This window comes from Urechidicola vernalis (assembly GCF_031846385.1).
In the GTDB taxonomy this organism is placed as follows: Bacteria; Bacteroidota; Bacteroidia; order Flavobacteriales; family Flavobacteriaceae; genus Urechidicola; species Urechidicola vernalis.
In genome coordinates this window covers 388,443-401,055 of record NZ_JAVRHV010000001.1, presented here as the reverse complement: position 1 = coordinate 401,055, position 12,613 = coordinate 388,443, and the positions used below count along the sequence as shown (strand labels likewise).

At 32.5% G+C, this 12,613-nt stretch carries 8 protein-coding genes; 3 read left to right on the top strand and 5 right to left on the bottom strand.

Annotated features, from left to right (window positions below; all coding sequences use genetic code 11):
• Nucleotides 1–41: 41 nt before the first annotated feature.
• Together RM519_RS01775 and RM519_RS01770 are read right to left on the bottom strand one after the other, a co-directional pair.
• Nucleotides 42–731, bottom strand: a complete 690-nt coding sequence (locus RM519_RS01775) for a GOLPH3/VPS74 family protein (RefSeq protein ID WP_311591785.1) — start codon at nt 729–731, stop codon at nt 42–44.
• 126 nt (nt 732–857) lie between these two features.
• Nucleotides 858–1,979 carry a histidine decarboxylase gene (locus RM519_RS01770; protein ID WP_311591784.1) on the bottom strand — a complete coding sequence of 374 codons (1,122 nt, stop codon included), beginning with the start codon at nt 1,977–1,979 and terminating at the stop codon, nt 858–860.
• Nucleotides 1,980–2,131: 152 nt separating this feature from the next.
• Between RM519_RS01770 and RM519_RS01765 the strand changes: the two genes are divergently transcribed.
• Entirely contained in the window at nt 2,132–2,593 is a 462-nt protein-coding gene (locus RM519_RS01765) for an Lrp/AsnC family transcriptional regulator (RefSeq protein WP_311591783.1), read from the top strand.
• A gap of 31 nt (nt 2,594–2,624) precedes the next feature.
• Here the strand turns inward: RM519_RS01765 and RM519_RS01760 are convergent, their stop codons facing one another.
• A complete protein-coding gene (locus RM519_RS01760; RefSeq protein ID WP_311591782.1) occupies nt 2,625–3,776 on the bottom strand; it encodes a glycoside hydrolase family protein in 1,152 nt (383 codons plus the stop codon).
• A 201-nt stretch (nt 3,777–3,977) separates the two neighbouring features.
• Here RM519_RS01760 and RM519_RS01755 point away from each other — a divergent pair, with 201 nt between their 5' ends.
• Together RM519_RS01755 and RM519_RS01750 are read left to right on the top strand one after the other, a co-directional pair.
• Entirely contained in the window at nt 3,978–6,260 is a 2,283-nt protein-coding gene (locus tag RM519_RS01755; RefSeq protein ID WP_311591781.1) for a type IA DNA topoisomerase, read from the top strand.
• A gap of 325 nt (nt 6,261–6,585) precedes the next feature.
• Nucleotides 6,586–8,658, top strand: coding sequence for a S9 family peptidase (locus tag RM519_RS01750; RefSeq protein WP_311591780.1), 2,073 nt, complete (start codon nt 6,586–6,588; stop codon nt 8,656–8,658).
• An 80-nt stretch (nt 8,659–8,738) separates the two neighbouring features.
• Here the strand turns inward: RM519_RS01750 and RM519_RS01745 are convergent, their stop codons facing one another.
• A complete protein-coding gene (locus RM519_RS01745; protein WP_311591779.1) occupies nt 8,739–9,671 on the bottom strand; it encodes an EamA family transporter in 933 nt (310 codons plus the stop codon).
• 97 nt (nt 9,672–9,768) lie between these two features.
• Complete coding sequence (locus tag RM519_RS01740) at nt 9,769–12,555, bottom strand: alpha/beta hydrolase family protein (RefSeq protein ID WP_311591778.1); 2,787 nt, start codon at nt 12,553–12,555, stop codon at nt 9,769–9,771.
• Nucleotides 12,556–12,613 lie beyond the last annotated feature (58 nt).

Here is a 12,613-nt window from a genome sequence, read left to right as displayed (position 1 = left end):
ATATTATGAACCTAGTACACAAATCCAAAACAAGTTATTTATTAATTGCTAGACATTGTCGCTGCAGTAGTAGATGTAGTTATAATCACAACAATCATTGCCAAAATTATATCGTGTACTTCTTTTATTGTTGAACTTATTGAGTTGTTATGTTTCGCGTCTTGTATTATTTCCTTTATATTCGATTTACATTTATTAGAGCGTTCCTTTCCATAAATAGTTCTATTTAAGTTACATGTGTCAATTAAACTAATCAACATCAATTCATCAACTTCAGGCTTTCTTAAATTTTCTATAATTTCATACAATCTTTTTCTAAGCATATTTTCTGGTTTAGAATTAACAGTAGGAAATTTATCATTGTTGAATACCCACAAAAACTTTTCTTCACGTTTTACAAGAATCCCTTTTGAAATAAGTTTTTCCAAAATCTCTTTTTTAATTTTTCGTTCTTTATTTCCAAAGGCCTGAACCCAATGCATAAGCGTTCTAACTTTTTTAGAGTTTGCTATCAATTCTAAATAAGTATCTAAAAAGACATCTTCAGTTCGTTTCTTACGCTTTAAGATTACCTTTTTGTTTTCAATTGAAACACATTCTTTCAGTGACAATTCTAAAAGAAGTGCGCCAGCCAATCCATAAGTCATAGCAAAAGGTTCTGAGGCAAAAGTGCCTTTGTCATCATCTAAGGCGAGTAATAAAAATTTATCAACTAAGTTTAATCGTATCATAATTATAAGTTATCTATTTAATTAGTGTCATATCTTTTAAAAAGTTACATAAAATTAAATCCTTTAAAGCAAATCACCCCACAAAATGCGGGGTGATTACTCAAATAACTATAATCTAATTGCCTATTAAGCGAGTACTAATTCTTTTTCTAAAGCTTTTTGTTCTTTCGCCAAATCTTCAAATAACAAATCTACATGTGCTTTTTTAATTCCGGGTACACAAATTACATGTGCAATATCATCTTCAGAAGCCAATTGATGTTTTGTACAAATGGCATCAGATGGTTTGTCAAAAACAACCGTTAAGGCTTTACCATTCCTCCAAGCATTCAAACCCAGTTCATTTAATTTGTCTTTTACATAATCTGCTAATGCAATCGATTCTTGCACTCTTCTGTTCAATCCTTCCTTTCCAAATTTTTGAATAAAAGACCACATAAATAACGGCGTTAATCCATTTCTTGACCCCGTAATGGTTGTATCAAAAGTTCCTACATACGAAACTGAATTCGCGACCCTATTTCTATGATTTCTTTTCGCCATCACAATTCCACTAGGCATTGGCCCCCCAATAAATTTATGTCCAGAAATAGAAATGCTATCTACTCCTTCTGAAAAATCAAATTTGGGTTTAGGAGTAACAAATGGTGCAACAGAACCTAAAAAGGCAGCATCGCAATGGATATAATAATCCTTAATTGCAAACTTTCTAATGATTGCCTTTATTTTGTCAAGGTCATCTATTGCTTCTTTCATCGTAGAGCCAATATTTAAAAAGAAAATTGCTGGCTTATCTCTTCGCAGCATTAGTGTTTGTTCTAAATCTTCATAGTCCATTTCCCCATTCTCTTGACTACGAATTACAATGTTATTTATGTTTAATAAGTGTAGATTCTTTTTTACACTATAATGCGTAGATTCACTGTAGTAAACGACACCGTTTGGAAAGTTTTCTCTTGCCAAATACAAACCATACAAATTACCTTCTGTACCACCGTTCGTAATATATCCCCAAACATCATCCATATTTGTAGATAACAAGTCTGCAAAGAAAGCTATACATTCTCTTTCCATTTCTTTCGTATCTATGGCTAATGTAGAAGTTGACTCAGGGTCTCCAATATTATTGATGCACAAATCTAAAAATGGAGCAAATTGCTGGTACGAAAAATCTTTAGCTAAAGGATAACCTAATAGGCTATCTGTGTTGCTTTTAATTCGTTTGTAAAGTTTATCTACAGTATTCATAAATGGATATATTTTTTTCACAAAGATAGATACACCATATAAATTTTTTATCAATAAATAAATAATACCTAAATTTTACTAAATTTAATTTATATGTTAGAAATTATTTCTTTTACTACCTTTGCAATTATTAAACAAAAGAAATTTTTACCATGATTCAGTTAGATGCGACAGATGTTCTATTAATAAATGAACTACAAAAAGATTCGAAGCAGTCCATAAAACAGCTTTCTGAGAAAATTAATTTATCAATAACACCTACCCATGAGCGTATAAAGAAAATTGAGGCAAGTGGTATTATTAGAAAATATGTAGCGCTTGTAGATCAAGAATTAGTTGGAAAGAAATTCACAGTATTCTGCCAGGTTACTCTTATAAAACATCAGGAGTCCTCTTTTAAAGAATTTGAAAAATACATAGCACCTTTTAATGAAATTCAGGAAGTTTCATATATCGCAGGTAATTATGATTATTTGCTTAAAATTGTCTTAAATGACATGAAGGATTATCAGGAGTTCATTATGCATAAGATTTCTCAATTAAAGGTTATTTCAAATATCCAGAGTTCATTTGTTATAAACCAAATAAAAAATGAGACTAAAATATTTCTATAAGAGTCTCATTTTTACAATTAAGTTGATTTAATTAATTTTTGGTGTAATCATTATGTATTATTTCTGCTAAGATTTCCCAATCTTTATCTGTCATTCTTCCTGGAGTAAATAAGCATATACCCGCAGCACCATTTACCATTGATTCTCTAACGGCATCCTCTAATTCTTCGGGAACCAATCCATGATTTTCAGGATCCGCTTGTGATGCTTTCTTTTCTGGATTTGGACATATGAACAAACCACTAAAAATTGGTTTTTTACTGTCTACTGAAGTTACAGCCTCTTTGGTTACTTCTCCAATCCATTTCGTATCTTCCAAATAGAAATCATTATAATTCATTGGATATATAGCATCTAAATTCCATTTATCCCATTCTTGTCGAACTAATTTTTTGGCAACCGAATGTGGACCAGGGAATACTGCTGCATTTATTTTTTTTCCTTTTGCATGCACAACATCAGCTAACCTGTTTACAATGGAAGTAATTAAATCGTATCTATATTGCTTCCACTCTTCTACCGAAGGAGCGTCATCAACTGATTTAATATCAATACCTGTTTTTGCCTTGAAGCCACTTGTACAATCATCACAATAGCAATAATCAAATTGAGGGTGTTCAACGTTCATTGTCAATCCATATTTATCCCATAAACCTCTTGCCAAAATTACATCTGGATAACGAATATAATCTAAATGAATTCCATCGACTTCAGGTACATCTGCAATGCTACCGTATAATTCAGATAGGAAATTATACGTTCCTTCCTTACTTGGACATAGAAAGGTATAATGCGAAACGTATGCTGGTTTATCATATGCAGACTCTCCATTTCTATTAATAGCATACCATTCTGGCTTTAATTTTTTGTTTTTTCCTTGCACCATAGTTGGCACCCAGGTATTAAATTCTAAGCCTTCAGCTTTTGCAATTTTGCCTGCACGAGCATAAGTTGCAGGGTCATGCCCTCCGTTATACATCAAGCCATCAACCCCTTTTTCTTTTAAATCTTTAAAATGAGCCTGTAATTCTTCATCACTTGCATCCTTTTTATGTCCCATCCATGCATGGACCGGAATTTTATAAGAAGCATCGGTTCCTTTTACAATATCGATTTTTTGCCTTTTATCGTTACATGATACTAATAAGCCTAGTACAATTAAAAAACTCATTATTTTTTTCATTTCTATAGATTTAAATATTACTCGATAAATTTGATGAATTTAAATTAAACAATCGCAAATTATTATATGGAAGTTGCAATTTAATAGATGAATGACTTATAATTGTTTTGAATTTCAAATGATAGAATGTGTATAACTTTTCTCTATATAATTGATGTTGTTTTTTAAATTTGGACATTCACTTAAATCGAATATCACATCATGCAAGTTTGTATTGCCGAAAAGCCGAGTGTGGCCAGAGAAATTGCTTCTGTATTAGGAGCAAACACAAAGCGTGATGGTTATTTTGAAGGAAACGGCTATGCTGTTACCTACACCTTTGGGCATTTGTGTACATTGTTTGAACCCAATGATTATAAGCCGCATTGGAAAAGTTGGGATTTGAATAATCTACCAATGTTACCTGAAAAATTTAAGACTAAAGTTTCAAAAAATGACGGTATTCAAAAGCAATTTGACATAGTTAAAGGTTTGTTTGATAAAGCAACGGTTGTTATAAATTGCGGTGATGCCGGCCAAGAAGGAGAATTGATTCAACGCTGGGTTTTAAATCAAGCGGATTATAAAGGTGAAGTGCAACGATTGTGGATTTCATCTTTAACAACAGAAGCTATAAAAGAAGGTTTTAAAAATTTAAAACCTAGTGAAGATTACGATAATTTATATTATGCTGGGTTTTCACGCGCTATTGGAGATTGGTTACTGGGGATGAATGCAACACGGTTATATACTGTTAAGCATGGCGGTTATAAACAAATGCTTTCCATTGGAAGGGTTCAGACTCCAAGTTTAGCGATGGTTGTAGAGCGCTATCTTCAAATTCAAAATTTTAAGCCTCAACCCTATTGGGAATTGCAAACGAGTTTTAGAGATACTTTATTTAGTTATGAAGAAGGGCGTTTTTTTAAAAAAGAAGAAGGTGAGGAATTAGCAAACAAAGTACAACAATCGGAATTTGAAATAACTGAGATAAAAAAGAAAAAAGGAAAAGAATACGCTCCGAAATTATTTGATTTAACAGGACTTCAAGTTTATTGTAATACAAAATTTGGATTTTCTGCTGACGAGACTTTAAAGATTGTTCAAAAACTATACGAGCAAAAGGCCGTTACCTACCCCAGAGTTGATACTACGTTTTTACCAAACGATGTATATCCCAAGGTTGAAGGTATTTTAAAACAATTAACGCGATACCAAAAATTAACGGCCCAATTAATTGGAAAGCCAATTAAGAAATCAACCAAGGTTTTTAATGATAAAAAAGTTACGGATCACCACGCAATTATTCCCACAGGTGTAGAGATTAATTTACAATATAATCAGCAGCAAGTTTATGACATTATTACCAAGCGTTTCATTGCTGTTTTTTATAACGATTGTATTGTTGCTAATACGAATGTGCAAGGTAAAGCTACCGATGTTTTGTTCAAAACAACCGGAAAGGAAATTTTAGAGAAAGGCTGGCGCGTAGTTTTTGAATCAGCAGATACTAAAGAAAAGAAAGAAGGAAATATTTTACCAACTTTTACAAAAGGCGAAACTGGTTCGCACACTCCTACTTTTACAGAAAAGTTTACCAAAGCTCCGAATCAATTTACTGAGGCATCATTGCTAAGAGCAATGGAAACTGCAGGGAAACAAGTAGATGATGATGAGATGCGAGAGTTGATGAAGGAAAATGGGATTGGACGTCCTTCTACACGGGCCAATATTATTGAAACACTTTTTAGAAGAAAGTATATTGAAAGAAAAAAGAAGCAATTATTGCCTACTTCTACTGGTATTCAGTTAGTTGCCACCATTCAAAATGATTTGTTGAAATCAGCCGAACTAACAGGTCGTTGGGAAAAGCGTTTGAAAGAAATTGAACGCGGTGAATTCAATGCAGGAACATTTATCAAAAACATGAAGAAAATGGTAGATGAACTGGTTTATGAGGTAAGAATGGAAAAAGTTAAAGCGAATATTTCTCACATCAATTCTAAAGTCGAATCAAAACCAGCCAAGAAGAAAATTTTATCAAAAGGAATTACTTCTGAAAAATGTCCAAAATGCAAACATGGAACAATTCTAAAAGGCTCTTCTGCATATGGCTGTAGTTCATATAAAGATGGATGTACTTTTAAATTACCTTTTAAGTTTGAAGGAAAGAAAATTTCAGAGAAACAATTTATTCGTATACTGCAAAAAGGATGTACTGTTAATTTAAAGGGCTTTAAGTCTAATAATGGAACTGTAGAAGGTCTTCTCAGGTTCGATGAACAATTCAAATTAAAATTAGAGCCAAAAACACAGCCATTTCCAACCATTATTAAATGTCCAAAATGTTCAAAAGGGAACATACTAAAAGGTTCTAGTGCGTATGGTTGCAGTAACTTTAAAAATGGATGTGATTTTGTGTATTCATTTGAGAATCTTAGAACTGCTGCAAATGGTCAGAAATTAACAAAGGAATTGGTTTACAAATTATTAACTAATAAGTAATCAAATTTATACTTATTTACTCAAAAAGTCCTTTCAGTTAATTTATGTTAAAGTTCTAATTCACTGCAACAAAATTCAAATGCTATCGTCTATAGAATATGGATTAACTAATTCAGTTATTTTTATTTGAATTGAAAGCGTAGCATTTCGTGCTGCGCTTTTTTTATATGCTCATTTTTCATTTTGAGTTCTATTGGAACAAAGAATGTTACAAACTTCAAGTTAAGTTTTTCCACACGTTAATTAGGTGTTAATAGCAGTGTTCCAACTTGATATATTAACTTTTATAGCATACATTTAGCATCTTAATTCAAATTAAAATATAATGAAGTTAAAAAAGTTAATTACTTCGAGAAAATTGCTCGCCCTAATTTTAACGGGTGGTGTTTTTTCATTAAACGCTCAGGACAAATTAAAAAGTATGCCTGGGTATGAAAATTACACAATTGTATCACCTAAAATTAATGATGCTATCGTTTCTGGCGCTGTCCCATCTAAATGGAGTGAAGACAGTAAATCATTTACATACATATTTGATGGAGATCAATATGAGTTTGATGTAAAAAGCAAGAAAAGTGAACTTATTGGAGAAGCGCCAAAAACAGAGTTTAGAAGAAGACGAGGTCCGGCAAGAGGAAGACAACATGCATCGGTAGATTCTCCTAATAATAAATTAAAAGCATTTACTAAAGATAGAGATATGCACATCAGCAATATTGATGGAAGCAATAAAATAACTATTACTAATGCCAATGACGATGTTGAAAAAGTAAAGTACGGTATTGCAACTTGGGTTTATGGAGAAGAACTAAGACAGACATCTGCTATTTGGTGGTCTCCGGATAACAAGAAAGTAGCCTTTTATAGATTTAAAGAAAAAGACATTCAACAGTATTATGTTTTATTGAATCAAACCAAAATTCAAGATTCTTTAGAAATAATGTCTTACCCAAAAGTAGGTGCAAAAAATTTACCTGTTGATTTAATGATCTATGATTTAGAATCAAAGAAGACTACCTTGGTAAATGCTAGAGATGGCCAAGCATTTAATGATGGAGCAATTGGTACATATCTGTACGGTATTAACTGGTCTACCGATAGTAATGAACTTTTATATCATAGCACTAATAGAAAGCAGGATATAATGGAATACAAGGCTGCAAATGCAACTACAGGTGAGTCTAGAATTGTTATTAGAGAAAAATGGCTGGCAAGTTTTACTAAGAATTCTCCAGAGATAAAAGTTCTAGAAGATGGTAAACGTTTTATCTGGGCTTCTGAAAGAAGTGGATTCAATAACTATTATTTATACAATTTTGATGGAACTTTAATTAAGCCGTTAACACAACACAATTTTGAAGTTTCAAGAATTGTAAAAATTGATGAGAATAAAGGAGTTGTGTATTATTTGGCACGTAGTGGAGACAACCATATGAAAATGCAATTACACAGTGTGAAATTTGATGGATCTAAAGATAAGCGTCTGACTGATCCTGCATTGAATAATACCGTTTCTATTGCTCCAAATAACAAATACTTTACGGTAGTTTCTCAAGCACACAATAAAGCGCCATTCACAAACCTTATGAGTATGAATGGTAAAAAAGTTTCTGAAATTGCTAAGTCAGATTTGACTGTATATAAGAAACTTGGCTTTAAAAAAGCAGAACGATTCAATTTTACCTCTGCTGATGGTGAAACTACTTTAGATGGTCTGATTCATTTCCCATCTAATTTTGATGAAACAAAAAAGTATCCTGTTTTATTAAGCATTTACGGAGGTCCAGCCACAAATGGATTTAGAGAGAATTTTGCAAAACCGAATTCATTAACCGAATACGGGTTTATTGTGGTTAATTTAGATGGACGTAATGTTGGTGGAAGAGGAAAACATTTGCTAGACAAACTATACGGTAATTTAGGTATTGTTGAAATGGATGATTTTGCTGAAGGTATTAAAGCTCTACATGATAGGCCATACATAAACAAAGATAAAGTAGGCGTTTACGGTACATCTTATGGAGGTACCACTGCAGCCATGAGTTTATTGCGTTTCCCTGATGTATATCATGCCGCAGTTGCAAATTCTGCTGTAACACATTGGAAAAATTATGACAATATTTATACAGAGCGTTTCATGAACTTATTAGAGAATAACGAAGAAGGTTATGATAATTCAAGTATTATGAAATATGCACCAAATTTAAAAGGAGACTTAATGATTTTCTTTGGTACTAGCGATAACAACGTACATCCATCTAATTCATTACAATTAATCGAGGCACTGCAGAAAGCAGAAAAAAGTTTTGAAGTTCAAGTTGGACCAGATAAAGGGCATACTCGTGTAAATACGGATAGAATGATGGAGTTCTTTATTGAAAGTTTAGTGATTGACTAGTAACTCATATTAGTTATTAATAATGTAAAAAGCACAGCAATTATGTTGTGCTTTTTTTGTGATCCTGGTTAGAAGTATTCTTACTCTTTATTTCTTATTTTAAATCTTGATAAAATAGCAACTTCTCTTTTACTATTGATAAAATAAACCCCTAACAATAAAATAAATGCAGCAATAATAGATTGGCCTGTTATTACTTCTCCTAAAAAATACCAACCTAAGAACAAGGCAATGATAGGATTTACATACGTATTGGTAGCCACTTTTTCTGGAGAAACCTTTTTTAGTAAATAATTAAATGATGTAAAAGCAATGATACTTCCAAAAATGATTAAGGCCATAACCGAATATAAGACATCTGTATCCCATGTTTCTGGACTACTCCACTTTTCACCAAGAGTAAAACTTGTAATACAAAGCATAACCCCGCCGATAAGCATTTGATATCCTGTATTGACAAAATAGTTTTTTGGTAAATCGGCTTTACCAACAAATAAACTTGCATACGCCCAACTGCACATACAGATAAAAATAAGTACAATACTCAATAATTTATTTTCGCCGGAAACTATATGACTTTGACTTACGAGTAAGTAAATTCCTATTACACCTAAAACAACTCCAATTATTGAGGTTGTTTGGATTTTCTTACCTTGCAACAAGCGCATTAGGATAAGCACCACTAAAGGTTGGGCTGAAATTTCTAAAGCAACAAAACCACTATCCACAAAATTTAGCGTCCATACAACAATTCCATTTCCAAAAGTGAGAAACAAAAAGCCCGCTATTGCAGTATTTAGCAGTTGTTTTTTAGTCACCTTTAACGACAATCCTAAAAGTTTAGCAATTATCATTATTACAATTCCCGAAACTGTAAATCGAATGGCTGCCAACATAAATGCCGGTAATTGTGTTACAGCAATTTTATTTAACAAATATGTTGAACCCCAAATTACATAAATAGAAAAGAAGGCTAATATAATAATTACTCTTTCAGAGAATTTTTCTTTCATACAGCCAAAATAGTTTCATTAATTCTCAATTACATTCATTTTAAATGAGAGGCTTATAAAAAACGGACACGATTCAAATCAAGTTCGTTATGCATTGTTAATCAACTAATTCCAATCCTTGATTGATTCCTTTTTCTATGGCAGGCACTCCACGATCCATCCATACAGGTTTTGCTTCGCCTTTTAAATAGTGGTCAAAGAATTGCGCCATTCTCATTTGAAAATCTTTTCTGTTTTGCATTTTTAAAGGCCAATGAGGTTCTTCATTATAATTTAAAAACCAAGACGGTTTCCCTAATCTTCTTAACGCCACAAAAAATTCAATTCCCTGATACCATGGCACATGACCATCTGCATCGTTATGCATTATTAATAAAGGCGTATTTATTTTATCAATATTAAAAATTGGAGAATTTTCGATGTACAACTCAGGTTTTTCCCAAAGCGTTGCTCCTAACCTACTTTGCGTATGCTCATATTGAAATTGTCTGCTAAGACCTGTCCACCATCTTATTCCTCCATAAGCACTAATCATATTTGGAACGGGTGCTCCAGATTCAGCGGCTTTAAAAATATCCGTTTTAGTAACGAGATGCGCTATTTGGTATCCTCCCCAACTATGACCTTGAACACCAATATTATCTTTATCTATGAACCCTTTTGCAATCATCGCCTCAACTCCAGGTACAACACAGTTATAAGCACTTTCTCCCGGATATCCTATTTTGTATTTAACATCTGGATTAAAGATGACATATCCTCGACTTGCATAAAAACTATAATTGATAGATGATCTTCCAGGATTTGGAACTTGATGCCTAAACAAACGATCAGAACTGCGCTCATAAAAATTAACAAGCATTGGATACTTTTTGTTTGGATCAAAATTTTCAGGTTTTATAAGCATTCCTGTCATTTTATCGCCATCTAAAGATTCCCATTCAACTAATTCAACAGTACCCCAATTATAATCTCCTTGTTGAGGGTTCCCATCGCTCAATACAACTTCATCATTAAAACTTAAATCTGACGTTCTGATATTCGGAAAGTCCTTAAACGAAGATCTTGTATAAATTACTTGATTATTTAACAGCGCTTTTTCAGGAGTTGAATAATTAAATGGACCTGAAACTAGTTGCTTAAATGTTTCTTTCTTAAAATTATAAGCACCATATCCAGAATGCTTCGTTGCATTATTAAATGTTGAAAGTAGTAAGTCTTCTTTAGTATCAATAAATTCTTTATCGCGATCTAATTTGATAACTCTATAAGTTATTCCTTCTTCTCTACCATTGGTAAGGTTGGTTTGTTCACCTGTTTTAGGATCAAATTTCCAAACATCATACCTGTCGTAAATTAAAATTGAGGCATCGTTCTCAGTCCAACCAGCGAATCGATATGAACTTGGTTGTCTAGGAGAATCATTCAATTCATCATAAAATTTAGAATCATTTGTTAATATTTTATAAGTATTAGAGACAATATGGTATGCAAACCATTCACTTTTATTCATATCATAACCATACGCAAACTCTGCGTTTGGACTTAATCTAACAGAAGCATAAACACCTTCTAATATTTTAGTTAATTCGCCGGTTTCTATGTTTCTAATAGCATAATCATATGTACTATGTCCTTGCCATTGCCGCTCTAAATCGTAAGGTTCTGTAGCGCTAACCAATGCGTATTTAGAATTTCCTTTAGTTCCTAGTTGCGTATTTGGATATTCTAAGGAAGCAATTTGAACTAATTTATTCCCTTTATTTAAATGAATCGCTGTTTCAAAAGATTTCTTTTTATCTCTTTCTACTTGTAATTCTTGTACCGTATAGAGTCTAGGTTCATCATAGGTCCAAACTTCTACATTCACTATTTCTTCGTCAATTAGAGTGGTATCCTTGACAATAGGTGGTTTCGCTAATCCAAAAAATAATTTTGACTCATCCTTAGAAAAATGAATTTTACCATCTGAGGAAACTCTATAGCCATCTGGTGCACTATGTGAATCTATTAGCTTCGTCGCTTTATGATCACCTTCATTCCATGCAAACAATTCATTAGGCCTAACCTGAATTTTAGTTGTGTCTAAATCTGCTACAAATCCTATATGCTTACCAGATTCACTTAAACTAAGTTGATGGTATTTCCCTTTCTTTGATTCATGAATTAAGCCTGTATTCCCATTTTTAACGTCAACAGTTACTACGCCCGCATTAGATTCTTTATCTTTTCCAGAGGTCACGTATACCAATTTAGGAGTCTTTTTTGCAAAACTATAATTAGTCACAAACTTAAATGTGTCTTGTTTCTGACTTGCTAAATCTCTAAGCACCAAGTGAAATCCGGTTTTCTTTCCAACTTTCTTCGTTTTCTTCTTCTTTTTCTTGTCGGCTTTGTCATCTTCTTTCTCTTTCTTCGTCTCTGTTTTTACATCCTCTAAATAATAAGCAATAGTTCCAGACCATTCTTCTGGAGTTGAAAACGATTTTACATTCGGAATTTTAACAAGACTCTTTTTCTTGATGTTATAAATGACTAAAGTGTCTTTAGGCAACTTTTCTTTTTTTACTTTTCTTCGCTTCAACTCTACGATGCTATCTTTCCATGCGTTCACTGTAAATAAAACATATTTGGAATCATATGTAAACTGACTTTTACTTACTCTTGGGTAGGATAACACTAAATTTCCTTTAATATCTTTCAACAATAAAGTCTTATCTCTTTCACCTTTTTCTAATTCATATTTAACAAATTTCCCATTCGGTGAAAGTTGGTCGTTTTTGATTTGATTCCATATCTCATAATCCTTGTGATCTAATACTTTCTTTTGTGAAAAAAGTGAAATTGAAAAACAAAAGAGCAAGATTGAGTAGCGTAATTTCATTTTTATAATTTTATTGATTGGTTATATTTATTTAAGCGTCTCAAATATACACAATAAT